The following is a 25327-nucleotide window of genomic DNA, read 5'->3' on the forward strand; positions in this document are numbered from 1 at the left end:
TGAGGTCAAGCTGCAGTGCTGGTGCTCTTATCGACTTGACGCGGTAGCGCGTCGCGTGACACGCCGCGCATCAGAATCACCAGCAACGTGGCGCCGATCAGATCAAAAGCGCCGAGGGCGCCGAATAGCGGCGTGTAGCCGATCGAATCGGCCAGCGCGCCGACGAGCAGCGAAAAACCGAGGCCGCCGATCCACGCGGACATTCCCGCAAAGCCGGCCACGGTGCCGACTTCACTGGGGTCGAACACGTCGGCTGCCAGCGTATTCACGAGCGCCGAGATCATCTGATGCGCGAAGCCGCCCACGCAGAAGAGCGCGATCGCCTGATACGGTGAGGCGACCAGTCCGATGCATGCCGGTCCGATCATCATGAAGGCGCCGAGCACGACGCCCGCAATACGCGACCAGATCAGCGGCACGCGCAAATGCTTCATCAGGAACGGCGACAGATAGCCGCCGAACAGCCCGCCGAGGTCGGCGGCGAGAAACGGCAGCCACGCGAACAGTGCGATCTGCTTCAGATCCATGTGGCGTTGGGTCGCGAGGTAGAGAGGAATCCAGAAGCTGAACGTTTGCCACGCCGGTTCCGCGAAGAAGCGCGCCTGTGCGATAGCCCAGAACCGGCGCGTGCGGAGTACTTCGCGAATGCTGCGCCGTTGCGGTGTGGGCGGGGTTTGGCCACTGATGATCGTCTCGCGTTCCACTTTGCTGATGCGCGCGTGTTCTCTCGGCGAGCGGTACAGCAGATACCAGGCGGCGGCCCAGACGAAGCCGAGCGCCCCCGTTACGGCAAACGCGCTCTGCCAGCCGTACCTCAACGACAGGAAGACGACGAGCGGTGGAGCGAGCAGCGAACCGAGCGACGTGCCCGCATTGAAGTAGCCCACCGCCACGGACTTCTCGCGATTGGGGAACCATTCGGCGACAACCTTCATGCCTGCCGGAATGGCGACGGCCTCGCTCAGACCCATGAGCCCGCGCAATGCCGCCAGCGACAGCCAACCGCTCGCGAAACCGTGTAGCACGCCAGTCATCGACCATAGGCAGGCGAACAGGGCAAAGCCGAGCCGCAAACCGATCAGATCGATGATCAGGCCGCATACGGGCTGCATCAGCGTATAGCCGACCTGAAACGCGCCGACCACATATGAATACTGCTGCGTGCTCATGTGCATGAGCTTCGTCAACTCGGGCGCCATCACGCCGAGTGCGTTGCGCGACAAATAGTTGACGATCGTCCCAGCACACACGAGCGCGATGATCCACCAGCGCAAACCGATGATTGTTTTCAACTTTGTCTCCTACCCAATGTGTCTGCCGTCTGTCCGGTGGGAAAGGCAGATATGCGCGAATTCGAACATTTACCTGTTTATGTGTCAGTCATCGTATCACTTCGATGGTGCTGGACTACCAGGGAAAACCATGGAATAACACGATGATTTTCTTGAAATAGTCGTAGAAACAGGCAATTTGTGTCATGTGGGAAGACAAAGAAGTCTGATGACTGCTCACATCGGGATGTTGTGTAAATGTTCTTTCGAACATCAAATGTTCGTTTCACGTGAACAAAATCCAGATGATCGACTGGGCTTGGAGGCGCTATACGGCGACACGTGGCCCTATGGCACATGCCGCGCCGATCGGGGAGTGACCGGCGTGCTATTGAGGGGGCATGAGGCAGGCACATTCCGGCGACTATCGAGCGTACGTTGCCTGCTGCAACAATACTTCGATGTCCTACTGGTTGTGAGGGGCTGGAAATGCCGTTGGCGATGTGCCGCAGGTCGAGAGGCAGTCACCTGGATTCCTTGTCGCCCGAGAGAGGAGCGAACTGAATTGCCGCGCAACACCGGCTGACGGTGCGGTGCGCCTGCTGACGAACGGGCGCTCCTGGATCGTCACGCCTTCTTCACCATCGCTTGCCTATTGTAACGAGACGTAACCGCGCAGTGACCTGTGCGATCTTGTGCATCAGTTATTACAACCTTGAAATACGCGGAACGTGGCCTTGCGCTATATTTCGCCCAACAACACTCATTCTCCAAAAGGGTGATCAATGAAGTCCGCTCGTCTTGTTCCACTTCTGATCGGGGTTTTCGCGTTGGGTGCGTCAGGCGCTGCATTGGCCGGTGGGCTCAACATCGGTGTCAACATCGGCATTCCTGCGCCGGTCTACGTCGCTCCGGCTCCGGTCTATGCACCGCCGCCGCCCCCGCCGCCGCCCGTCGTCTATCAACCGGCGCCGGTGTACTACGGCGGCCCGGCTGTCGTGATCGGCTGGCACGGCGACCGCTATTGGGATGGCCGCCGCTACTGGGCGCGTGACGACTGGTATCGCCGTCATCCGCCGGGTCGCTATGACTACGGTCGCGACCACTACGACAATCGCCGCGGCTGGCACTAAGCCGAGTCCGGTGCCGCAGTAGCGGTAATCGAGTCGAAAAAAGACCGCCCGGAAAAGGGCGGTTTTTTTATTGCCCGAGCAAAATCCCCGGGCCGTCGACTCGCGTCAACGCAAGCACATTTATTCGGCCACGGCTGCCATGCCGCCGACCACGGCGTTAAAGCCGCTGTCGACGTGCACGATTTCCGCCGTCACGCCGCCCGCCAGATCCGACAGCAGGAACGCCGCCGTGTTGCCGACCTGTTCGATCGTCACGTTGCGCTTGAGCGGTGCGTTGCCTTCAACGAATTCCAGAATCTTGCCGAAGCCCTTGATGCCGCTTGCGGCCAGCGTCTTGATCGGGCCCGCCGAAATGCCGTTCACGCGCACGCCTTTCGCGCCGAGCGACACGGCCAGATAACGCACGCTCGCTTCGAGCGATGCCTTGGCGAGACCCATCGTGTTGTAGTTCGGGATCGCGCGTTCGGCGCCGAGGTAGCTCAGCGTGAGCAGCGACGCATCCGGCGTCAGCATCGATTGCGCGGCTTTGGCGAGGGCCGGGAAGCTGTACGCGGAGATGTCGTGCGCGATGCGGAAATTTTCGCGCGTCATGCCGTCGAGGAAGTCGCCGGCAATTGCTTCGCGCGGCGCAAAGCCGATCGAATGGACGAGGCCGTCGAGGCCGTCCCAGTGTTCTTTCAGCGACGCGAAGAGGGCGTCGATCTGCGCGTCGTCGGCGACGTCGCACGGGAACACCAGGTCGCTGCCGAATTCGGTTGCGAACTCGGTGATGCGGTCCTTGAAACGCTCGCCGACATACGTGAACGCCAGCTCGGCGCCTTCGCGCTTGCAGGCTTGCGCAATGCCGTATGCAATCGAACGGTTCGACAGCAGGCCGGTCAGCAAGATTCGTTTACCAGCGAGGAAGCCCATGAATTCTCCTAATAAGGTCTGTGCGCCGCGCACGTCGCAGACGCGCGTATGCGGATTATGCGAGTTTAATTAGGTAGAATTCTCTCACATTGCAATCGCCCACTGACCAACAAGGCCCCTATGACAACTGGCTCGCGATGGGTTCAAACGCCTCGTGCATTTCGGTGCAGCATGATTCACAGGCTCTCGCGTGTCGATTTACCGGTTGTGCCGCGTTCATTCGGGGCGAGGTTCGCCATCGCACTGTGCAGCGCGTGGGCATTGCTCGCAGCGCCGCAGGCCCATGCGGTCTATGCGATCGCCCAGTACGGCGAGCCGAAATATCCGGCCGGTTTCAAACACTTCGACTACGTCAATCCGGACGCACCGAAGGGCGGCACGTTGGTGCTGGCCAATCCGAGCCGGCTCACCAGCTTCGATAAATTTAATCCGTTCACGCTGCGCGGCAATGCCGCGCCGGGTGTCAGTCTGCTGTTCGAAAGCCTGACGACCGGCAGCAGCGACGAAGTGGCTTCCGCCTACGGCCTGCTCGCCGACGACATCAAGATCGCGCCCGATGGCCTGTCGACCACCTTCCATATCAATCCGCGCGCGCGCTTTTCGAACGGCGATCCGGTCACCGCCGACGACGTCAAGTTTTCCCTCGACACATTGAAAAGTCCGCAAGCCGCACCGCAATTCGCGGCGATCTTCGGCGAAATTACGCGTGCGGTGGTGGTCGATCCGCAGACGATCCGCTTCGAGTTTCATCAGCGCAATCGCGAGCTGCCGTTGCTGGCGGGCGGCATGCCGGTGTTCTCGCGCAAGTGGGGGATGAAGCCGGACGGCAGCCGGATTGCGTTCGATCAACTGGCGTTCGAAAAACCGATCGGCAGCGGGCCCTATCTGATCGAACAGTACGACAACGGCCGCACGATCACGTACCGGCGCGATCCGAATTATTGGGGCGCGGCATTGCCGGTGCGCGTGGGCACGAACAACTTCGAGCGCATTGTCTACAAGCTGTATTCGGATGGCACGGCGCGGCTCGAGGCGTTCAAGGCAGGCGAGTACGACGCGCTTGTCGAGTATGTCGCGCGCAATTGGGTGCGGCGCGACGTCGGCAAGAAGTTCGATAGCGGCGAGCTGATCAAACGCGAGTTTGCGCAACATAACGGCACCGGCATGCAGGGTTTCATGCTGAACACACGGCGGCCGTTGTTTCAGGATGTGCGCGTGCGCAAGGCGCTCGATCTCGCGCTCGACTTCCAGTGGCTGAACCGCCAGTTGTTCTTCAATCAGTACACGCGAATCGACAGCTTCTTTGCCAACACCGATTTGCAGGCGAAGGGGCTACCTTCGCCAGGCGAACTCGCCTTGCTCGAACCGTGGCGCGCGAAACTCGATCCGGCCGTGTTCGGTCCGCCGCCGAAACAGCCGGACACCGATCCACCCGGCTCGCTACGCGCCAATCTGCTGCAAGCGCGTGCATTGTTGCAGCAAGCCGGCTGGACCTATCGCGACGGCGCGTTGCGTAACGCCAAAGGCGAGCCGTTCCAGTTCGAGATTCTCGACGATGCGGGTTCGTCCTCGTCGATGGAGCCGATCGTTGCAACCTTCATCCGGAATCTGCAGAAGCTCGGCATCACCGCGACCTTTCGCGTGTCCGATTTCGCGGTCTATCAGAAGCGTCTCGACGCTTACGATTTCGACACAACCACGATCCGCATGCCGGACGTGCAGGTGCCGGGTTCGGAGCAGATCGACCGCTTCGGCAGCAAGTCCGCGGACACTACCGGCTCGGACAATATGGTCGGCCTGAAATCGCCGGCCGTCGATGCGATCCTGAATGCGCTCGTGCATGCGCAGACGCGCGAGCAACTGGTCGACGCGACGCACGCGCTCGACCGTGTGCTGATGCATGGCTACTATGTAGTGCCGCACTGGTACAGCGCGACGCACCGGGTCGCGTTCAAGCGCGGTCTCGCATGGCCGCGGACGCTACCCTTGTACTATTCAGCGGAAGGCTGGATCACGTCGACGTGGTGGTATGCGCAGCCGCGCTAAAACGTCCATTCACTCACTGCCTTCGCACCGGAAACGCCGCCCATGTGGAGCTACATCCTTAAACGCCTGCTGTTGATGATCCCGACCTTGCTCGGCGTGCTGACGCTGACTTTCGTCGTGATCCAGTTCGTGCCGGGTGGCCCGGTCGAGCAGATGCAGCACGAGCTGCGCAAAGGCGCGGAGGGCGGCTCGCCGTTCGGCCTGCGCGCGCATAACGGCGTCGACGCGCAGCAGATCGCGCAACTGAAGGCGCTGTACGGTTTCGACAAACCGCCGCTCGAACGCTACGGCTTGATGCTCAAGCGTTTCGCTACGTTCGACCTCGGCCAGAGCTATTTTCGCCATCAAAGCGTGTGGTCGTTGATCGTCTCGAAGCTGCCGGTGTCGATCAGTATCGGCTTATGGACCTTCTTTCTCACGTACCTGATATCGGTGCCGTTGGGCATCGCGAAAGCGGTGCGCAACGGTTCGCGCTTCGATGTCGCGACGAGTCTGGTGGTGCTGATCGGCTACGCGATTCCGGGCTTCGTGCTGGGCGTGCTGTTGCTCGTGCTGTTCGGCGGCGGCACCTTCCTGCAACTATTTCCGCTGCGCAATCTCACCTCGGACAATTGGGCGCAGTTGAGCTTCGGCGGCAAGATCGTCGACTACCTGTGGCATATCACGTTGCCGATCACGGCATCCGTGGTGGGCAGCTTCGCGGTTGTGACGATGCTCACGAAAAACGCCTTCCTCGACGAGATCCGCAAACAGTATGTGCTGACCGCGCGCGCGAAAGGCTTGTCCGAGAAACGCGTGTTGTGGAAGCACGTGTTTCGCAATGCGTTGCTGCCGCTGATCGTCGGCTTTCCGGCGGCGTTTATCGGCGCGTTTTTCACCGGCAGCCTGCTGATCGAGACGCTCTTTTCGCTCGACGGCCTCGGCCTGCTGTCGTACGAATCGGTGGTGCGGCGCGACTATCCGGTCGTGCTCGGCACGCTGTATCTGTTCACGCTGATTGGCCTCGCCACCAAGCTGATTTCCGACCTTTGCTATGTGTGGGTCGATCCCCGCATCCAATTCGAACAACTGGAGCGCTGATGAATCGAGCCCGCCTTCCAGCCGATGCGGCGCCGCGTACCGAACCGGCTCGCGCATTCGTGTCGCCTTCGCCCGCGCGCCGTGTGTGGCAGCGCTTTCGCCAGCAGCGTCTGGGCTACTGGAGTCTGATTGTGTTCGTGGTCGCGTTCGCGGCGAGCCTCGCCGGACCGCTGTGGTCGAACGACAAGCCACTGGTGGTGCGCTACGAGGGGCAGTTGTATTTTCCGATGTTCAAGACTTACGCGGAGACTGCTTTCGGCGGTGACTTTCCGACGCCGACAGATTACCTCGACCCGTATATCAAGCATCGATTCGACACGCCCGGCAACTTCGCGCTGTATCCGCCGAATCGCTACTACTACGACACGCTGAACTACTTTTCAAAGGCGCCGAACCCGGCGCCGCCGTCGCGCGATAACTGGCTCGGCACCGACGACCGCGGCCGCGACCTGTTCGCACGCCTGCTATATGGCTTTCGCGTGTCGGTCGAGTTCGCGCTGGTATTGACGCTGATCGGCACCGTGCTCGGGATTGCGGCGGGCGCCGTGCAGGGGTACTTCGGAGGCCGTATCGATATCGTCGGGCAGCGGCTGATCGAAATCTGGAGCGCGTTGCCGGAGCTCTACCTGCTGATCATTTTCACGTCGATCTTCGAGCCGGGTTTCATTCTGCTGATCGTGCTCCTGTCGCTGTTCGGCTGGATCGGTTTGTCCGACTACGTGCGCGCGGAGTTTCTGCGCAATCGTCACCAGGACTATGTGCGTGCCGCGCGGGCGATGGGGCTGTCGAACTGGCAGATCATGTGGCGGCACGTGTTGCCCAACAGCCTGACGCCGGTCATCACGTTCCTGCCGTTCCGTATGAGCGGTGCGATTCTCGCGCTGACGAGCCTCGATTTTCTCGGCTTGGGCGTCCCATCGCCGACACCGAGCCTTGGTGAATTGCTCGCGCAAGGCAAAGCGAATCTCGACGCGTGGTGGATCTCGTTGTCGACCTTCGGCGTGCTGGTCGCGATGCTGTTGCTGCTGACCTTCATGGGCGACGCGCTGCGCAACGCGCTCGACACCCGAATCTCCGATGCCATGCGTGCCGGAGGCAATCAGTGAGCGCCGCTGTGGAGCAGAAAACGCAACAAGGCGTGAGCTCGCCGCTGCTGGAACTCGATCGTCTGCGTGTGACGTTCGGCGACACCGTCGCGGTGAGCGACGTCACGCTCGCGATCGAACGCGGCGAGCGGGTCGCGCTGGTCGGCGAATCGGGTTCGGGCAAGAGCGTGACCGCATTGTCGATTTTGCGTCTGTTGAGCGACGCGCGGGTGAGCGGATCGATCCGTTTCGACGGCGAAGATCTGCTCACCAAAAGCGAGCGCGAAATGCGCGGCATGCGCGGCTCGGACATTGCGATGATCTTCCAGGAACCGATGACGGCGCTCAATCCGCTCTACACGATCGGCGACCAGATTGCGGAGACCATCGTCGTGCACGACGGCGTGGCCGCCGGCGAGGCGCGCAAGCGCGCGGTGGCGCTGCTGGGACGCACCGGCATCACCGAGCCGGGCAAGCGCGTGAACAGCTATCCGCATCAACTCTCGGGCGGCCAGCGGCAGCGCGCGATGATCGCAATGGCGCTCGCGTGCCGCCCACGCCTGTTGCTTGCCGACGAGCCGACCACAGCGCTCGACGTGACGATCCGTGCGCAGATCGTCGACCTTCTACTGGAACTGCAACGCGACGAAGCGGAAAAGCGCGGCATGGCCGTGCTGTTGATCACGCACGACCTGAACCTTGTGCGCCACTTCGCACAGCGGATCGCGGTGATGGAACGGGGCGCGCTAGTCGAGAGCGGGCCGGTCGAGCAGGTGTTCGAGTCGCCGCAGCATCCCTACACGCAGCGGCTGCTGGCGAGCCGGCCTGAACGCACGGTGGTGCCGGTGCTGCCGATTTCACCGGTGCTGCTCGAAGCCCGCGGTGTCTCGGTCGATTTCAAAACGAAACTGCCGGGTTTCAGCGGCTGGTTTCGCGCGGGGCGCTTCCGCGCGGTCGCGGATGCGAATGTATCGGTCCGCCAGGGTGAGACGCTCGGGATTGTCGGCGAGTCGGGTTCGGGCAAATCTACGCTCGCGATGGCGCTGCTCGGTCTGCAACGCACCGCTCATGGCGAGATCGAGTTTCAGGGCAAGGCGCTCGGCACCTATCGCGGCGCCGAACAGACCGCTTTGCGCTCGAACATGCAGGTGGTCTTTCAGGATCCATTCAGTTCGCTTTCGCCACGCCAGACCATCGAGCGGATCGTCGGCGAAGGGCTCGCGCTGCATCGGCCGCAGATGACCCAGGAAGCGCGGCGCGACAAGGTGATTTCCGTGCTGCGCGAGGTCGGCCTCGACCGCACGGTGCTGTACCGCTATCCGCATGAGTTCTCCGGCGGCCAGCGGCAGCGGATCGCGATTGCGCGCGCGCTGGTGCTGGAGCCGCGCATCCTGATCCTCGATGAGCCGACCAGCGCGCTCGACGTTTCGATTCAGCAGCAAGTGCTGAAGCTGCTCGCCGGGTTGCAACACAAGTACAACCTTGGCTTCGTGTTTATCAGCCACGATCTGGCAGTGATCGGGGCGATGGCGCACCGAGTGGCGGTCATGCAAAACGGTTCGATCGTTGAAAGCGGGGAGGTTGAGCAGATTTTTGCGACACCTTCCCACCCTTACACTCGAAAGCTGCTGAAAGCGGCGCTCGACCATTGATTTTTCACCCCTTTCACCAATTGGGTGCGTGTCTCGATTGTATTTTTCTATTTGTTTTGACACACGAATACTTACTGGCTAGTATCGACCAAACTTTTTTCCGTAGCCCACTGATTTTTAGGCAAAAAATACCGACCAATGCAGCACAGAAATCTCACCCAGGCTTGCACGCGCGTCGTCGCCGGGATGTTCATTGGCGTCTTGATGGCAGCAGCTCCCGGCGCGTTCGCCGACGAAGTAAGCAGTTTTAATCAGAATGCCTCATATTCGACCTCTAACGGGTCGAATTCCCTGTCCTTCCAGAATCCGCAATCGCCCGCTCCTGACAGCAACGGCGGCGCCAAATCGTTCCTGTCCGGCATGGCCGGCAAAGCGGGCGACGTGGTGGTCGGCGCGCTGAACATGATCGGCGTTCGCTACCGTTGGGGTGGCAATACGCCCGATTCGGGTCTCGATTGCAGCGGCTTCGTTCGCTACGTGTTCCAGGACACGCTCGGTATGGCGCTGCCGCGCCGCGCCGAGGAAATGAGCCGCGTCGGCGAGAAGGTTCGCGTCAGCGACCTCAAGCCGGGCGATCTGGTGTTCTTCAACACGATGCGTCGCACGTTCTCTCACGTCGGCATCTACATCGGCGACAACAAGTTCGTGCATTCGCCTTCCACGGGCAGCACGATCCGCGTCGACGATATGGATAGCGGCTACTGGGAAAAGCGCTTTACCGGTGCACGCCGGATCGAGACGTCCTATCAGGACGGTGAGGATCTGAAGAAGCGCGTGAACGCTACGATCGGCGGCAATAACTGATCTGACGCGCCGGCAATATCGGCGCGAAAAAAAGCCTGCTTCGAATGAAGCAGGCTTTTTGCGTTGGACCTCCTGGTTGCGCGCATCCCGCCATTGGCCGCCGCCGCGCCGGCCGATGTAGCGGGCGCGGCGGCCAAAGAGCGTTACACCGCTGCGCGGCTCGCCGCCAGCTTGCGTTGCAACTCCGGCATCATCTTCGCCACCGCTTCCTCGCCCGCCAGAATCGCCGCGTTACGTTGCGAAAAATCGCTGCCGCTCATGGCGGCGAGATTCGGCCGGATCACGATGTCGGCGTACTTGTCGAGCTCATAGGACTTGATAGTCTGGCCCATGATCGTGAAGGTCTGCATCAGTACGTCGAACGAGCTGGCCGTCAGGCCGCTTTCAGGGCGCTGCGAGATATCGACGGCGATCACCAAGTCCGCGCCCATTTTGCGCGCGAACGAGGCGGGCACCGGGCTCACCAGGCCGCCGTCGACGTATTCATGACCGCCGATCTTCACCGGCTCGAAAATCGACGGCACGCTGCACGATGCGCGCACAGCGACGCCGGTGTTGCCGCGCTGGAACAGGATCGGCTGGCCGGTCTTCAGATCGGTCGCGACAATGCCTAGCGGCTTGGCCATCTTCTCGATCGGACGGTTGTTGAGCGTAGTGTTCAGGTAGTTTTGCAGCGCGACGCCTTGCAGAAAACCGCGCGTGCGAAACGGCATCGCCCAGTCGCTGATCGACGCTTCGTCCATGCTCAGCGCGAGCTTGTTCAGGGCAAAACCGTTCATCCCCGACGCGTACAGCGCGCCGACCACCGAGCCGGCGCTGGTGCCGGCCACCAGGTCGACCTGGATGTTGCGCGCCTCGAGCGCCTTGATGACGCCGATGTGCGCGAAGCCGCGCGCGGCGCCGCCGCCTAGCGCCAGGCCGACGCGGATCGGCCGCTGTGGTTTGTCGAGCGGCGGCGTGCTTGCCGTGGGTGTGGCGGCGACCGGCGCGCTATCGGTTTTGCCGCCCGTCGTGGTGCAGGCGGCGAGCATCGCCGAAGCGGCTGCAAGCGAGAAATGGCGGCGGGCGAGGCGGGGGGATGACGGTTTCAACGAGTTCTCCAGCAACGGCACAGGCGGCGCAATCAGCGTAACCGTGTACCGCGATCGGGCGGATAGTCAAACGGACGGGATCGCCGGCGGCGATCGCGGTTCGTATGGTGCGCGGCGGTTCTATTCCAACTCGCAGCGCGCGCACATCATAAATCAAAGCTTCAGGTGCGCGGCGGGCCCGTAATGAAACGTTGCAGAGCAAGCCCTCGGGCGCCGCCGGGCGCGCTTCCTGCGCTGCAATTGGCCGTCCGGACGAGGGCAGGTGATGCGCCTTCGGAAGGTATAATTCGGCTCTTGTATTTTTTCCTTCGTGTTCGTGCGCGGCGCTGCCTGCCGCATGGACGCGGTCCGCTGCCGCGCTTTTCTGGCGAGGTTTTGCCAGGCGCCGGCGCCCGTCTTCCGAGTAACCGCTTATGACCACCTCCGTTCGTACCCGCTTCGCACCGAGTCCCACCGGCTTCATCCACCTCGGCAACATTCGCTCCGCGCTCTATCCGTGGGCGTTCGCGCGCAAGATGAAAGGGACCTTCGTGCTGCGGATCGAGGACACCGACGTCGAGCGCTCCACTTCTGAATCGGTCGACGCCATTCTCGAAGGCATGGCATGGCTGGGCCTCGACTTCGACGAAGGCCCGTTCTACCAGATGCAGCGCATGGATCGTTATCGTGAAGTGCTCAAGCAGATGCAGGACGCCGGGCTCGTGTACCAGTGCTACATGTCGACAGAAGAACTGGATGCGCTGCGCGAGCGTCAACGTGAAGCCGGCGAAAAACCGCGGTATGACGGCACCTGGCGCCCGGAGCCCGGCAAGACGTTGCCGCAGCCACCGGCGGGCGTCGAGCCCGTGTTGCGCTTCCGTAACCCGCTTACCGGCGTGGTTGCGTGGGATGACGCTGTGAAGGGCCGCATCGAGATCTCGAACGAAGAACTCGACGACCTCGTGATCGCGCGCCCGGACGGTACGCCGACCTACAACTTCTGCGTGGTCGTGGACGATCTCGACATGCGCATCACGCACGTCATTCGCGGCGACGATCACGTCAACAACACGCCACGTCAGATCAACATCTTGCGCGCGCTCGGCGCCGAGCCGCCGGTGTACGCGCATTTGCCGACCGTGCTGAACGAGCAGGGCGAAAAAATGAGCAAGCGTCATGGCGCGATGAGCGTGATGGGTTATCGCGACGCCGGTTATCTGCCGGAAGCCGTGGTCAACTATCTGGCGCGTCTGGGCTGGTCGCATGGCGATGCGGAAATCTTCTCGCGTGAGCAGTTCGTCGAATGGTTCGACCTGGAGCATCTCGGCAAATCGCCGGCTCAGTACGACCACGACAAACTGAACTGGCTCAACGCGCACTACATCAAGGAAGCCGACAACGCGCGCCTCGCAGACCTCGCACGGCCGTTCTTCGCCGAGGTGGGTATCGACGAAGCCGCAATCGCGCAAGGTGCCGATCTGACGGCGGTGGTGGGCTTGCTGAAGGATCGCGCACCTACAGTGAAGGAAATCGCCGAGAACGCCGCCATGTTCTATCGCACACCGGCACCTGAAGCGGATGCGCTGGCGCAGCACATTACCGATGCAGTGCGTCCGGCGCTGGCCGATCTGGCCGCTGCGCTGAAGACCGCGGAGTGGACCAAGGAAGCGATCACCGCTGCGTTGAAGGCCACGCTCGGTGCGCACAAGCTGAAGATGCCGCAACTGGCGATGCCGGTGCGTCTGCTGGTGGCGGGAACGACGCACACGCCGTCGATCGATAGCGTGTTGATGCTGTTCGGCCGCGATGTCGTCGTGAGCCGTATCGAAAAAGCGCTGGCCTGAGCGCGTGCAATGAGATGGTTTGCATGCGGCTTGCGAAAAAAGTCGCATGCAATTGCTCAAAGGGTATTTACAAAGCGCGATTTGGCCTCTAGAATCTCGTTTCTGTTCTGCAAGGGGGTATAGCTCAGCTGGGAGAGCGCTTGCATGGCATGCAAGAGGTCAGCGGTTCGATCCCGCTTACCTCCACCAAAACATGGTCCGCAGACAGTCAAAGCAGTTCGAAATAAAGCCCTGATTTATCAGGGCTTTATTTTTTCTACGCTCCGTAGCGTTCCCTTGGATTCTGCAGTGCTACACGGTTTGCGTGTGGCGCCAAATAGCCTCGAATCGCGCATCCGCTTGAGTCGCGCCCCATGAAGTGGACGCCATGGGGCGGCTCTCCATCATGTCGGTAAGTTTGTCGGACGCTTTGACGTGTGGTGGTCTGCTGATGAAAAGGGATGAGCTGGCAGCATCATTTTTTCAAGCTCCACCCATGCAGCGGTATGGCGCTTTTTCAAATACGTACTGGCGAGCTGACTGCCTCCACGCGGACGGATGTTGCCCACGCACTAGCTGGAATTTGAGAGCGTCGAAGAGAGTTCGTGCACCGGATCGAACGCGGCCCACTTTGTCCAGTTTGGAGGGGGATTTTGAGTGCCGATCCGCATTGCGCGCGACCCGTCAGGGAAGAGCAGCGACTCGACGCCACATGCGTCACCGTCTGGCCCTTCCGTCAGCATGTGGCCGCGCTGGTGTACAAAAGTAAGCCCGCCCTCACGAAGAAGTTCGAGACTCGTGAGTGCTGCGCGTCCTGGTACCTCGCGCCACCACCGGTTGAGCAGCGTTACGGCAATTTCAGCGTCGAGCATCCGGATCTCCACTTGCGATCTGTATCGCGAACCGATCTCGTCGCAGGGAGGGCGCTGCGATTCCGATCTTGTTTCAAGTAATCAATATAGCCCAAAAAAAGACCGGATGCTGCGTCGCAGCATTATCGTATCTTCTCTTGGGCGTGGGCTGCGTCGGCCGACTTAAGCGCTGGCGGTGTCGGCCGGTTGCCGGTGCCCGCCGCAGGGATGTCGGGCGTCTGCGCTGAACGGCGTCTTTCGCGCGACGCACGGGTGAGACACAGACGAACCGCGAGTGCCGCGGCGTCTGCCGTTTGCGTCGGTCGTTGCAACCCGGCGCCGTCGCCGCAGATCCCAGTCGGTCGCTCGCACGACAGGGATGGCGCAGCCGGCCAGATATCGGGTTCGCCGTGTGCGCGTGCTTTTTGGCTCGGCTATCTGGTCGCGGAAATCCTGTCGGAGCGCCGGAAGGCCAGCTCCGCGAATGAATGTTATGCGTTATTTTTTCGGCAAGGCTGAGTGCTGACACTAGTTAACGATCGTACGCGACGCATTTTGATAGCCTATGTTCGGCTAGTGTGAAGAGCCGGAAATTCGCAGGCAAAGTTGCGCGGTATCAGGCAACGTTGGGCCGCCGGATCGGCTGCAGTATCAGCGCGATCATTAACGGCGCACGCGTCTACAGAGCTATCGAGAATCGTTATGTTCGACGAATCGAAACACATATCGCTAACACACGAACCGGGGCTGGACCAGTGGACGCATGCCTGGTACGACGAAGCCGTCCAGGCAGAATTTATCCACCCGCCCTATCATCCCGACACAGCGACCCTAAAGTGTCTTCGGGACTATTTCGACGCTGGCCTGTCGCCCGCCGAAGCTGCTCAGGCGTGCTTCGGCCGTAAGCACTAACGTATTACCGCGCCATCATCCGCTAGCCGTGTCTGTACGAAAGGTAGAAAACGGCCCGAACAATTCGAAGAATTTCTGACTCACGGCATTAGTGAGCGGTGGCACCCGCTGCATGCGGTGACAGCGCGAAAGTATGCTTTGGCGAGTATCGAAAAGCACTTGAAGAGGGGCGGGCTTTATCATGCTGAGATGGATTGCAAATTGGGCTTCACAGTACGCTCCAACTCCGGAGAAACAGGCTGAGCGCGCGCTAAACGAGTTGCGTATGGAGCTGTTTCGGGCTGAGCAACAGGTGCTGGATGCCCAACTGCGTGCGGATTACTATCGGGCCCGTTTGACCTTTCTCGAAGAGGTAACAAGAAAGGGCATTGAGGAGGTATCCGATCAACGCAAAGGCCAACAGGAGAACACCCAGATGTTGCGACCCGGACTGAGGCTGACCTCGGCGCAATAGTTTCGACCGGTGGCATGCGTGTTCGGGAAGGCAGGTCCGCCGCCGGAACGGTGGCAACTGACAATGCTTTACAGTTTGACGGTTCCCGCGATGATAGTGTTGTCGACGGCGAGCAGCGGCTCGCCATCAGCGCAAGCCATGGTGTCGCCATCGGGAAGTGCTGCAGTTGCGACTGCTGCAGCACTCTTTGATATTGGCGAAGTAGTAACTGTTCACACTTAACACATACGGTGATTGTCATGGGAATTCTGGATACTGTAGGCGAGATCGCAGGTGCAGTTGCAGCGGTTGAGGCAACTGACAAGCTCGATCCGGATGCTTCGCTGCTGACGAAGGGAATCGCGGCGGTGGCGGGATTTAAAGGCGCTGGCGCACTCGAATCACTCGTAGAAAAGAAAGAGGACGAAGGCAATACGCAGCAGGATGCGGATAACGCCGCACCGCAGGCCTGACTTCCCGTTGCCCCCAGGCCGGCCGCTGAAAATTGGCCGGTCTGATGTTTTACCACTTTGCGTGACAGGTAGAGGGAGACGTTCTTCAGCTCGCCCGATACCTTCCAGCCGATGCCATAGCGCAGCCAATTCAGTCCGTCGTCGCCTAAGGGCCGCTCCTCGCCCGTTTCAACCGAACTTCAAAACGATTTCCGAACTCGTGCGAAATAGTGGGCAGGCCATCCGCAACATGCGCCGACAGCTTGTGCTGTTGTGCCGCCTGCCGGGTCTGTTTGCCCAGGCGAGCGCGGCTTGGTTCGAGAAGAAAGTCGAAAGCTGAAGGCGCAGATGAGTGAGGACCCGCAGAAAATACTTGCTGAACAGCGAAAGGGATGCGTATAATTGCGTTCTTCGCTGCTGACGATTCAGCAACGTGTCCCGCAAGCGGTTTCTGTAGGGGGATGTTGCAAAAAAGTGTCTGAAGTGAGTCAGAAGTCTGAAAAGCTTGTAGCAAAAAAGACTTCACAAACAGTTGTAACGTAGTTAAAATAGCGGTCTTCGCCGTTGACGATACGAAGTAGCTGACAAGTTAGCGTGAGTTGACGGCGAGTTAAAGACAGATCTGAAAAGATTATGTCCCCTTCGTCTAGAGGCCTAGGACATCACCCTTTCACGGTGAGTACAGGGGTTCGAATCCCCTAGGGGACGCCAAACATCAGCGTCGCTTTAGTGTTCGATAAGAAGCAGTAAAAGCGGTGCAGCTTGCAGAGAAATAACCGACGCTCGCAAGCTAGGGTGTAAAGACTGGAGTGGTAGTTCAGTCGGTTAGAATACCGGCCTGTCACGCCGGGGGTCGCGGGTTCGAGTCCCGTCCACTCCGCCAGACAAAGCCCGTTCATAAAAACTTGAACGGGCTTTTTCATTAAAGATGTAAGCGTACGTTGTCCCCTTCGTCTAGAGGCCTAGGACATCACCCTTTCACGGTGAGTACAGGGGTTCGAATCCCCTAGGGGACGCCAGGACATCGGCGTCGTTCGGTCAGCAGTATGAGCGGTGCAATTGGTGAGTGAGCCAGGCTCACAAGCCACGGTGCAAAAATCTGGAGCGGTAGTTCAGTTGGTTAGAATACCGGCCTGTCACGCCGGGGGTCGCGGGTTCGAGTCCCGTCCGCTCCGCCAGATTTTAGAAAGCCCACTTCGAAAGAAGTGGGCTTTTTTTATTTCCGCATGCGGGTCTGCCTGGGTATCGTCTGGGTATGCTCGGGACAAACAGCCATTGCCAGCACGCGCGGCCTGTTTTACCGTTGAGCCGACTCTTCTTCGTCGTTCCGTCATGTTCGATCCAACCGAAGCTCCGTCACCGTTTCATCTGCGCACGGCCAGCATGGACGATTTCGAGTTCGCCGAGGCGCTGACTCGCAACAATATGGGCGGCTACTATCGCCGGCATCATCTGGTCTGGCGTGGCGATCTGTTTCTTGGCAGCTGGCGCGAGTCGGAGAACTTCATCCTCGAAATGGATGGTGCGCCGATCGGCGTGCTGCGTATCACGCAAGAAGGCGATTCGCTGCATATCCGTGACGTGCAGATTGCCGAGGGACATCGGCGGCTCGGCGCCGGTACGTATCTGCTGGATATATCGCATCAATGGGCGCGTGAGCGCGGGCTGCGCGAGCTGCAATTGCGCGTCTTCGTCGACAATCCCGCCGCGCGGCTTTATCAGCGCAAGGGCTATAAGCTGACCGGGCCACGTCTCGCGCAACTCGGCGCGATCCGGCATCTGGCACGACGCGTTTGAAGCTTAACGATGCCGGCATCGCTCATACATCCGTTCGGTTTTGAGCCGCCTCGTCGTCCGTCTCTTCATCGCCACGTTCGTCATTTTCCGCACGATGTTCCGAGCCCCGTTCGATGAACGCCCGTGGACTTTCGCCAAAGGCTCGCCGGAACATCGCCGAGAACGCGCTCTGGCTTTGATAGCCCAACTCCAGTGCGACATGCGATAGCGGCCGTCCCTGGCTCAGGAGCGGAATCGCGTGCGCCAGAATCGCCTGCTGACGCCATTGCGAAAAGCTCACGCCTAACTCCTGACGAAACAGCCGCGCGATCGTGCGCGTACTCGCGCCCACGCTCGACGCCCATTGCTCGAGCGATTCGCCGTGAGTCGGGTCCGCGATCACCGCCTCGCACAGCGCGCGCAGGCGCTTCTCGTTGGGCATCGGCACCGATAGCGGCAGTGGCTCCGAACGGGTCAACTCGTCGAGCGCGAGCGCGCCAAGCAGTTGCTCGCGCGTCGCTGAGATGCCGGGCGTATCGAGTGCAGCGATCACCTCGCGCAGCAGATCCGATACTTCGACCACGCGTGGTGTATCGAGCCCTGGCGGCACAGTGCTTTCAGTGATGTATAGCGTGCGCAGGAACGCGTCTTCGACGGCGACCACTTCATGTGTCACATGCGGCGGCATCCAGATCGCCCGCGATGGCGGCACCATCCACGTCGTGCCCGTCGTCGCGACCCGCAGCACGCCGCGCGACGCGTACGCCACCTGCGCCCACTCGTGCGTGTGACGAGCGATACGCCAGCCGGAAGGCATCGGCCGCGAGCGCACGCGGATCGGGTGTGTCAGCGTCGGCTGGAATTCCGGCGGAATGTCGGCAAAGTGGACGAAGCTCGACTGGTCGGAGTCGGCGGACACATTCATGGTGAAGATCGATCCAGTTGGGCAGAAGTCAAAAACGCAGAACTCGAAAGCGCGCAGAACTCAAAAACGGCGCGGGCTTCTCATTGTAGGTTGTGGGGGGGCGACGTTGCATAATGTCCCGATTGCACTGATCCCAAGGAGAACCCCATGAGCTTTACAACCGCGGATTTGTGCGATGCGCACGAGGACCAACTGTCGCTTGGTACGTTGCGCGTGCTCGAGCCGGTCTTTCATCTGTTCAGCCGCACCGAGTGCTTCAGCGGTGAAGCGGTCACGTTGAAGGTGTTCGAAGACAATGCGCTCGTGCGTGCCACGCTCGAAGAAAAGGGGGCAGGCCGCGTACTGGTGATCGACGGCGGCGGGAGTCTGCGCTGCGCGCTGGTCGGCGGCAATCTCGCGAAGATCGCGGAGCAGAATGGCTGGGCGGGCATTGTGCTGAACGGCTGTGTGCGCGATACGCTTGAGCTCAATGAAGCCAATGTCGGCGTGGCCGCGTTGGCAACGTGTCCGCGACGCGGCCAGAAGCTCGGCACCGGCGAGCGCGACGTGCCGGTGCAATTGCCGGGCGCGACGGTACACCCCGGCGAATGGATCTATGCGGATATCGACGGCGTGCTGGTAGCGCGCACGGCGCTGAACTGAGCTGAACTGAATTGCAGGCAAGCGAAACACTCAATCAAGGAGAGCGAACGACGATGCAGACCGTTTTTGTATATGGCACGTTGAGGGCCGGTGAAGTGAACGACATCAGCAAGGCCGCGGCGCGGCACGACGTTGCTGCGCCGAACCTGCTCGGCACGGCCACCGTCCGCGGACATCTGTTCGATTTTGGCTCGTATCCCGGCCTCGTCGTCGACGAAGCGGGCGTCGACGTCAAAGGTGACGTGTACGAGATCGACGACGAACTGGTCGCGGTACTCGATGAAATCGAACGGGTGTATCCCGGGGTCGAGGGTCTCTTTCTCGCGCGCGAAGTCATGGTAAAAGTGGACGGCAACGCGGTGAATTGCCGTTTCTATCCGGTGACGCCTAAGGCCGTGAAAGGCCAGCATGAAATCCGCTCGGGCGACTGGGTCGAGCATCGCAGCACGCGCTAGCCGAACGCAAAAAAAACGGCCCGGCAAGCATAAGCCTGTCGGGCCGTCCGGTCGGTCAGCCTTGCGACTCAGGCGGCTTTCACATCTTGCGTGGCTGGCGAAAGCGGGCCCGGTACGACGTCATTGGTTGCTGATGCATGAGGCTTTTCAAAAGCCTCAGATTTCCTCGTACAGCGGCAGTGTCAGGAAGTCGGTGAACTGTTCCGAGGTCGACATCTCTTCGAAGATCTGTGCGGCACGCTCGTACGGCTTCGTATCGCCGCCGACCGCCTGCTTCACGTTGGCGAGTTCCTGTGCCGACAGCTCGCGCACGAGTTCCGCCGTGACCTTGCGGCCGTCGTTGAGTTTGCCCTTCGGCGAGCGAATCCATTGCCACACCTGCGAGCGCGAGATCTCAGCGGTTGCGGCATCTTCCATCAGGTTGTGAATCGGCACGCAACCATTGCCCGCGAGCCACGAACCCAGGTAGTGAATGCCAACGTTGATGTTGTTGCGCAGACCCGCTTCGGTGATCGGCGCTTCGGGACGGAAGTCCATCAGATCGGCGGCCGTAACGAGCACGTCGCCGCGCTGCTTGCCGATCTGGTTCGGCTTGTCGCCGAGCACCTTGACGAACTCTTCCATCGCGATCGGCACGAGGCCCGGATGCGCGACCCAGCCGCCGTCGTAACCGTCGCCGGCATCGCGCGCCTTGTCCGAACGCACGCCGCCCATCGCGCGGTCGTTGGCCGCCGGATCGTTCTTGATCGGAATCAGCGCGCTCATGCCGCCGATCGCCGGCGCGTTGCGGCGGTGGCAGGTCTTCAGCAACAGCAGCGCATAGGCGCGCATGAACGGCGAGGTCATGGTGATCTGCGAGCGGTCGGCGAGACAGAAATCCTTGTCGCTCTTGAACTTCTTGATTGCAGAGAAGATGTAGTCCCAGCGGCCGGCATTCAGGCCCGAGCTATGCTCGCGCAGCTCGTACAGAATCTCGTCCATTTCGAATGCAGCGAGAATCGTTTCGATCAGCACCGTCGCGCGAATCGTGCCGCGCGGCACGCCGACCGCTTCCTGCGCGGCGACGAAGATGTCGTTCCACAGACGCGCTTCGAGATGGCTTTCCATCTTCGGCAGATAGAAGTAAGGAGCCGTGCCGCGTGCCACCTGTTCCTTCGCGTTGTGAACCATGAACAGCGCAAAGTCGAAAATGCCGCCCGACACGCGCTGGCCGTCCACCGTCACATGCTTCTCGTCGAGGTGCCAGCCGCGCGGACGCACGATCAGCGTGGCGATCCTGTCGTTCAGTTTGTACAACTTGCCGTTCTGTTCGAGCGAAATCGTGCGGCGCACCGCGTCCTTCAGATTGATATGGCCGGTGATCTGGTTATCCCAGCTCGGCGCATTCGAATCTTCGAAGTCGGTCATGTACGAATCCGCGCCGGAATTCAGCGCGTTGATGATCATCTTGCGCTCCACCGGACCGGTGATTTCCACGCGACGGCATTGCAGGTCCTGCGGCAGCGGCGCGATCGTCCAGTTGCCTTCGCGCACGCTCTTCGTTTCAGCGAGGAAGTCGGGACGCTCGCCTGCATCGAGGCGCTTAGTGCGCGCAACACGTGCTTGCAGCAACTGCTGACGGCGCGGTTCGAACGTACGATGCAGCGAGGCGACGAGTTCGAGCGCTTCGCACGTGAGAATGGCTTCAAAGCCCGGCTTGATCTCAGCCGTGATTTCCATGCCCTGCGGCAGTTGCGACGATGAAAGCGTGTTCGCCATGGTTTCTCCTTGGTCGGTCAGATTGCAATAATGCAAATGTAGAAAATGCGGTTGAAATGCGTCGTATGAATCAGTTGCGAATTGCCGTCAGGCGCCAGGGCTGTGGCGCGTGCGGCTGCTACCGCGTTCGGGCGACGCGAGGGTCTTCAGAAAAGCGAGCAGGTCGCTCATGCTCCCGCCCGTGCCATGCGGCATGACGCCCAGTTCTTCGGCTGGTGCGTTTTGCCTGTTAAGCCAGAAAGTGGTGAAGCCGAACCAGGTAGCGCCCGCCACGTCCCAGCCGTTCGACGACACGAAGACGATCTCACGCGGCCCTACGTCGAACGCTTGCGTGCCGAGCGCATAAGCGGCGGGCGAGGGTTTGTAGGCGTGCACTGCGTCGACGGAAAGAACATGGTCGAACAGGCCCGTCATGCCGGCGCTCTTCACGGCGATATCGAGCATTTGCGGATTGCCGTTCGAGAGGATCGCGAGACCAGGCCGCGCGCCATGTTTGCTGCCCGCAAGCGCGGAGGGCGCTTCGCGCAACTGGCGCAGCACGGGCACGGCATCGTGGAACGCGGACAGGCACGCGTATTCATCCATCAGACGCTTTTCGGCGGCGCGATTGAGTGCGAGTTGAAGCTTCTTCGCGGCGAAGCGCAACGCATCGATCGTGATGTCCCAGAACGGCCGGTAATGTGCGCCGGCCGGGTCGGCAAGCGTGCGCAATTGCGTGTATTCGATCTGCTTGAGACGCCACAGCTGCGAGAGCGCGTCGCCGTGGCCGGGGAACATCTGCTCGGCGGCAGCGATCACCGAGTGCACGTCGAAAAGCGTGCCGTATGCATCGAAAATCACTGCTTGAGGGGAGAGTGTCGTTGTGGCCGACATTGCCGTGCGCTCCTATCAGAGGTCGAGACAGATTGTATTAGTGATGGTCTGTGCTAAAAAAGAGGCTAAAGATCACTTGATCTTTTACTTTCATGCACCTAATCTGACGCGCACCGACCACTTTCCCGCGCCGTTGCGGCTCCGCCCACTCATGGACCGTTTCAAGCAGATCGAGACCTTCGTAGCCGTCGCTTCCAAGGGCAGCCTGTCCGCCGCGGCGCTGGCCGAGGGCGTCGCACCCGCGATCATCGGCCGCCGCATCGACGCGCTCGAAGAGCGGCTCGGCGTCAAGCTGCTGGTGCGCACCACCCGCAAGATCACGCTGACCTTCGAAGGATCGGCGTTTCTCGAAGACTGCCAGCGCGTCATTCACGATATGCAGAACGCCGAGGCCAGCGTGTCGGCGGGCGGTGTGAAGGCGAGCGGCCATTTGCGGCTGTCGGCGCCGGCGGGTTTCGGACGCCGGCACGTCGCGCCGCTCGTGCCGGCATTTACTGTCGCACATCCGGATGTGTCGATCACGCTCGATCTGTCCGACCGGCTGGTCGATCTGGTCAACGAAGGTTTCGATTGCGCCGTGCGGCTCGGCGAGCTGCCGGATTCGTCGCTGGTGTCGCTCAAGCTCGGCGAAAACCGCCGCGTGTGCGTCGCCTCGCCGTCGTATCTGAGCCGGCGCGGTGCGCCGCATACCCTGGCCGATCTCGCCCATCACAACTGCCTCGCGCTCGGTGCGAGCGCCAACCAGCAGCGCGGCTGGATGTTCCAGCAAGGCGACAAGGTGGTCTCGATCAAGGTGTCCGGCACGATGGAATGCTCGGACGGCGCGGTGCTGCATGAGTGGTGTCTGGAAGGGTATGGCCTCGCGTGGCGCTCGTGGTGGGAAGTCGGCGCCGATATCGCAGCCGGTCGGCTGGTGAGCGTGCTCGACGAATTCGCCGCACCGCCGATCGGCATCCATGCGGTATTTCCGCAGCGTCGTCATTTGCCGTTGCGGGTGCGGCTCTTTCTCGACTTTCTCAAGCATACGTATGGCGATCCCGGTTACTGGGGCTAAAGCTCGCTAAGGTCAGACGATGCCGCGCAAGGGGTTTCCGATATGCGGACAGACCCGCAGGCGCGCCTTGCGCATCATTTCGGCGCACTACAATCGATTGCAGCGGCTTCCATGCCGGGCTCGTTGGACGCTGACGCCGCGCGGCGAGCCGCAAGGCGACGGAGGGCATCATGTTCAGGCACATCCTGGTTCCGACCGATGGTTCCGACCTGTCACGTAAAGCGATCGAAGGCGCCATCGATCTCGCACAGGCCGTCGGCGCACGCGTGACCGCTTACGCGTGTCTGCCGCAATATCCGTACTCGCCGTTCTCCGAAGTCGTGATCGAACCACCGGCCGAGTTCCTGCAGCGCAGCGAGCATGAAGCCCGCGTGCATCTGCGGGAAGTGGAACTGGCCGCGCGCCGTGTGGGCGTTGCGTTCGACAGCCGCACCAGCGTGCACCCGGCGCCGTATCTCGGCATCATCGAAGCGGCCGAGCAGGGCGGCTGCGACGTGATTTTCATGGCCTCGCACGGACGGCGCGGTCTTGGCAGCCTGCTGATCGGCAGCGAAACGCAGCGGGTGCTCACGCATACGAAAATCCCTGTGATCGTGTATCGCTGAGCCTGACTGTCCTGATCGGCGTGTGCGCGGAGCAAAAAAAGCGCCGACGATGAGGCCGGCGCGCGGTATGCGTTGCCGCACGATCAGTTGTGCGAGCGCTGTCTCCCAGATTCCGGCCCTAAGGGTTCTGGCTCTGCGGCCTGTTGTTCTCCTCCCTGACGGCGGCCCTCTGGCGGGGCCGCTTTTCATCTGTCTGCCTTGCCGTTCCTGCGATCAGACCGCGCAATGAATTACGCGACCTTCTTGTCGAAAAACTGTTCGTCTTCCGTCGAGCCGTGCAGCGCGGTCGTCGATGCTTCGCGTTCGACCGTTTGCGTGACGGCGTCGAAGTAGCCGGTGCCGACTTCGCGTTGGTGCTTCACGGCGGTGAAGCCCTTTTCGGCAGCCGCGAACTCAGCCTGCTGCATTTCGACGAAGGCGGTCATCTGGTTGCGGGCATAGCCGTGCGCCAGGTTGAACATCGAGTAGTTCAGCGCGTGGAAGCCGGCCAGCGTGATGAACTGGAACTTGTAGCCCATCGCACCGAGTTCGCGCTGGAACTTGGCGATCGTTGCATCGTCGAGGTTCTTCTTCCAGTTGAACGACGGCGAGCAGTTGTACGACAGCAGTTGGTCCGGGAATTCCTTGCGGATCGCGTCGGCGAATTTCTTCGCGAACTCGAGGTCCGGCTTGCCGGTTTCGCACCAGATCATGTCGGCGTACGGCGCGTAGGCGAGACCACGCGAGATCGCTTGTTCCAGACCCGGCTTCGTACGATAAAAACCTTCCACCGTGCGCTCACCCGTCAGGAACGGCTTGTCGTTGTCATCGACGTCCGACGTGATCAGGTCGGCGGCTTCCGCGTCGGTGCGAGCCAGCAGCACGGTCGGTGTGCCGGAGACGTCGGCGGCCAGACGCGCGGCGGTCAGCTTGGCGATATTTTCGCGGGTCGGCACGAGCACCTTGCCGCCCATGTGGCCGCACTTCTTCACCGAAGCGAGCTGGTCTTCGAAGTGGACGCCCGCAGCGCCGGCCTCGATCATCGCCTTCATCAGTTCGAACGCGTTCAGCACGCCGCCGAACCCGGCTTCCGCGTCGGCCACGATCGGTGCGTAGTAGTCGATATAACCTTCGTCGCCCGGATTCTTGCCTTCTGACCACTGGATCTGGTCGGCGCGCGTCAGCGTGTTGTTGATGCGCTTCACGACGAGCGGCACCGAGTTCGCCGGATACAGCGATTGATCCGGGTACATTTCGCCGGCGACGTTCGCATCGCCCGCCACTTGCCAACCCGACAGATAGATCGCCTTCAGGCCGGCCTTCACTTGCTGCATGGCCTGGTTGCCGGTCAGCGCGCCGAGGGCGTTGACGAACGGCTCGTTATGGATCGATTCCCACAGCTTTTCCGCGCCGCGCCTGGCCAGCGTGTGCTCGACCGGCACCGAACCGCGCAGGCGCACCACGTCGTCAGCGGTGTACGTGCGCTTGACGCCTTTCCAGCGCGGATCGGTTTCCCATTGCTGTTGGAGTTGCTTGGCTTGTTGTTCGCGGGACATGGTGTGCTCCTTGGTTGCCTGTAGATGAATTGGTGAACTCTGCCTTCGTCGAAGCGGCTGGCCCGGTTAGGCGTTTCGTTTCGCGAAGTCTTATATAAGAGTCTAGGCAAATCACTGGTCGGGCAATAGCCACTTGGGAGCGTTTTTTGAATATTTATATTTGTTTTAAATCAACTACTT

23 protein-coding genes and 5 tRNA genes are annotated in these 25327 nt (G+C 61.0%); 20 read left to right on the plus strand and 8 right to left on the minus strand.

Annotation, left to right across the window (positions count from 1 at the left end; all coding sequences use genetic code 11):
- Positions 1-5 precede the first annotated feature (5 nt).
- Positions 6-1292: an MFS transporter gene (locus WN982_RS07810; protein ID WP_341315157.1), complete on the minus strand. Its 1287-nt coding sequence runs from the start codon at positions 1290-1292 to the stop codon at positions 6-8.
- Positions 1293-2056: 764 nt separating this feature from the next.
- Here WN982_RS07810 and WN982_RS07815 point away from each other — a divergent pair.
- Positions 2057-2404 carry a hypothetical protein gene (locus WN982_RS07815; protein WP_341315158.1) on the plus strand — a complete coding sequence of 116 codons (348 nt, stop codon included), beginning with the start codon at positions 2057-2059 and terminating at the stop codon, positions 2402-2404.
- A gap of 120 nt (positions 2405-2524) precedes the next feature.
- Here WN982_RS07815 and fabI read toward each other — a convergent pair whose 3' ends face one another.
- The gene (gene fabI, locus WN982_RS07820; protein ID WP_341315159.1) at positions 2525-3316 is read right to left on the minus strand and encodes an enoyl-ACP reductase FabI; all 792 of its coding nucleotides are present in this window, start codon (positions 3314-3316) and stop codon (positions 2525-2527) included.
- Positions 3317-3436: 120 nt separating this feature from the next.
- Between fabI and WN982_RS07825 the strand changes: the two genes are divergently transcribed.
- The 5 genes from WN982_RS07825 to WN982_RS07845 all read left to right on the plus strand — a co-directional run bounded on the left by WN982_RS07825 (position 3437) and on the right by WN982_RS07845 (position 9983).
- Complete coding sequence (locus tag WN982_RS07825) at positions 3437-5362, plus strand: extracellular solute-binding protein (protein ID WP_341315160.1); 1926 nt, start codon at positions 3437-3439, stop codon at positions 5360-5362.
- A 42-nt stretch (positions 5363-5404) separates the two neighbouring features.
- On the plus strand, positions 5405-6442 hold the full coding sequence (locus WN982_RS07830) for an ABC transporter permease subunit (RefSeq protein WP_341315161.1): 1038 nt from the start codon (positions 5405-5407) through the stop codon (positions 6440-6442).
- A complete protein-coding gene (locus tag WN982_RS07835; RefSeq protein WP_341315162.1) occupies positions 6442-7548 on the plus strand; it encodes an ABC transporter permease in 1107 nt (368 codons plus the stop codon). The genes WN982_RS07830 and WN982_RS07835 overlap by 1 nt, the downstream gene beginning before the upstream one ends.
- Entirely contained in the window at positions 7545-9179 is a 1635-nt protein-coding gene (locus WN982_RS07840; protein WP_341315163.1) for a dipeptide ABC transporter ATP-binding protein, read from the plus strand. The genes WN982_RS07835 and WN982_RS07840 overlap by 4 nt, the downstream gene beginning before the upstream one ends.
- A 138-nt stretch (positions 9180-9317) precedes the next feature.
- Positions 9318-9983, plus strand: a complete 666-nt coding sequence (locus WN982_RS07845) for a C40 family peptidase (protein ID WP_341315164.1) — start codon at positions 9318-9320, stop codon at positions 9981-9983.
- 143 nt (positions 9984-10126) lie between these two features.
- Here WN982_RS07845 and WN982_RS07850 read toward each other — a convergent pair whose 3' ends face one another.
- Positions 10127-11074 (minus strand): patatin-like phospholipase family protein, encoded by a 948-nt coding sequence (locus tag WN982_RS07850; RefSeq protein ID WP_341315165.1) that lies wholly within the window; start codon positions 11072-11074, stop codon positions 10127-10129.
- A gap of 413 nt (positions 11075-11487) precedes the next feature.
- On the opposite strand from WN982_RS07850, the gene gltX reads away from it, so the two are divergent.
- On the plus strand, positions 11488-12897 hold the full coding sequence (gene gltX / locus WN982_RS07855; RefSeq protein ID WP_341315166.1) for a glutamate--tRNA ligase: 1410 nt from the start codon (positions 11488-11490) through the stop codon (positions 12895-12897).
- A gap of 113 nt (positions 12898-13010) precedes the next feature.
- Positions 13011-13086: transfer RNA gene (locus tag WN982_RS07860), tRNA-Ala, on the plus strand.
- A 362-nt stretch (positions 13087-13448) separates the two neighbouring features.
- On the opposite strand, the gene WN982_RS07865 is transcribed toward WN982_RS07860, so the two are convergent.
- On the minus strand, positions 13449-13748 hold the full coding sequence (locus tag WN982_RS07865; protein WP_341315167.1) for a hypothetical protein: 300 nt from the start codon (positions 13746-13748) through the stop codon (positions 13449-13451).
- Positions 13749-14429: 681 nt separating this feature from the next.
- On the opposite strand from WN982_RS07865, the gene WN982_RS07870 reads away from it, so the two are divergent.
- The 8 genes from WN982_RS07870 (at position 14430) to WN982_RS07905 (ending at position 17321) form a co-directional block, all read left to right on the plus strand.
- The gene (locus WN982_RS07870) at positions 14430-14639 is read left to right on the plus strand and encodes a hypothetical protein (RefSeq protein WP_341315168.1); all 210 of its coding nucleotides are present in this window, start codon (positions 14430-14432) and stop codon (positions 14637-14639) included.
- Positions 14640-14904: 265 nt separating this feature from the next.
- On the plus strand, positions 14905-15093 hold the full coding sequence (locus WN982_RS07875) for a hypothetical protein (RefSeq protein ID WP_341315169.1): 189 nt from the start codon (positions 14905-14907) through the stop codon (positions 15091-15093).
- A gap of 239 nt (positions 15094-15332) precedes the next feature.
- Positions 15333-15545, plus strand: a complete 213-nt coding sequence (locus tag WN982_RS07880) for a hypothetical protein (protein ID WP_341315170.1) — start codon at positions 15333-15335, stop codon at positions 15543-15545.
- A 614-nt stretch (positions 15546-16159) separates the two neighbouring features.
- Positions 16160-16235, plus strand: a tRNA-Glu gene (locus WN982_RS07885).
- Between the two features lie 95 nt (positions 16236-16330).
- Positions 16331-16407, plus strand: a tRNA-Asp gene (locus tag WN982_RS07890).
- Positions 16408-16467: 60 nt separating this feature from the next.
- A tRNA-Glu gene (locus WN982_RS07895) sits at positions 16468-16543 on the plus strand.
- 82 nt (positions 16544-16625) lie between these two features.
- Positions 16626-16702, plus strand: a tRNA-Asp gene (locus WN982_RS07900).
- Positions 16703-16856: 154 nt separating this feature from the next.
- Complete coding sequence (locus tag WN982_RS07905) at positions 16857-17321, plus strand: GNAT family N-acetyltransferase (RefSeq protein WP_341315171.1); 465 nt, start codon at positions 16857-16859, stop codon at positions 17319-17321.
- A 22-nt stretch (positions 17322-17343) separates the two neighbouring features.
- On the opposite strand, the gene WN982_RS07910 is transcribed toward WN982_RS07905, so the two are convergent.
- Positions 17344-18225, minus strand: coding sequence for a helix-turn-helix transcriptional regulator (locus WN982_RS07910; RefSeq protein ID WP_341315172.1), 882 nt, complete (start codon positions 18223-18225; stop codon positions 17344-17346).
- Between the two features lie 147 nt (positions 18226-18372).
- Between WN982_RS07910 and rraA the strand changes: the two genes are divergently transcribed.
- On the plus strand, positions 18373-18867 hold the full coding sequence (gene rraA / locus WN982_RS07915; protein WP_341315173.1) for a ribonuclease E activity regulator RraA: 495 nt from the start codon (positions 18373-18375) through the stop codon (positions 18865-18867).
- 53 nt (positions 18868-18920) lie between these two features.
- Positions 18921-19322, plus strand: coding sequence for a gamma-glutamylcyclotransferase family protein (locus WN982_RS07920; RefSeq protein ID WP_341315174.1), 402 nt, complete (start codon positions 18921-18923; stop codon positions 19320-19322).
- 156 nt (positions 19323-19478) lie between these two features.
- Here the strand turns inward: WN982_RS07920 and aceB are convergent, their stop codons facing one another.
- Positions 19479-21080: a malate synthase A gene (gene aceB, locus WN982_RS07925; protein ID WP_341315175.1), complete on the minus strand. Its 1602-nt coding sequence runs from the start codon at positions 21078-21080 to the stop codon at positions 19479-19481.
- 87 nt (positions 21081-21167) lie between these two features.
- On the minus strand, positions 21168-21953 hold the full coding sequence (locus WN982_RS07930; RefSeq protein WP_341315176.1) for a haloacid dehalogenase type II: 786 nt from the start codon (positions 21951-21953) through the stop codon (positions 21168-21170).
- A gap of 151 nt (positions 21954-22104) precedes the next feature.
- On the opposite strand from WN982_RS07930, the gene WN982_RS07935 reads away from it, so the two are divergent.
- Positions 22105-23007 carry a LysR family transcriptional regulator gene (locus tag WN982_RS07935; RefSeq protein WP_341315177.1) on the plus strand — a complete coding sequence of 301 codons (903 nt, stop codon included), beginning with the start codon at positions 22105-22107 and terminating at the stop codon, positions 23005-23007.
- A 170-nt stretch (positions 23008-23177) separates the two neighbouring features.
- Entirely contained in the window at positions 23178-23612 is a 435-nt protein-coding gene (locus WN982_RS07940) for a universal stress protein (protein WP_341315178.1), read from the plus strand.
- A gap of 230 nt (positions 23613-23842) precedes the next feature.
- On the opposite strand, the gene aceA is transcribed toward WN982_RS07940, so the two are convergent.
- A complete protein-coding gene (gene aceA / locus WN982_RS07945) occupies positions 23843-25147 on the minus strand; it encodes an isocitrate lyase (protein ID WP_341315179.1) in 1305 nt (434 codons plus the stop codon).
- Between the last annotated feature and the right edge of the window lie 180 nt (positions 25148-25327).

The organism is Paraburkholderia sp. IMGN_8 (assembly GCF_038050405.1).
GTDB lineage: Bacteria > Pseudomonadota > Gammaproteobacteria > Burkholderiales > Burkholderiaceae > Paraburkholderia.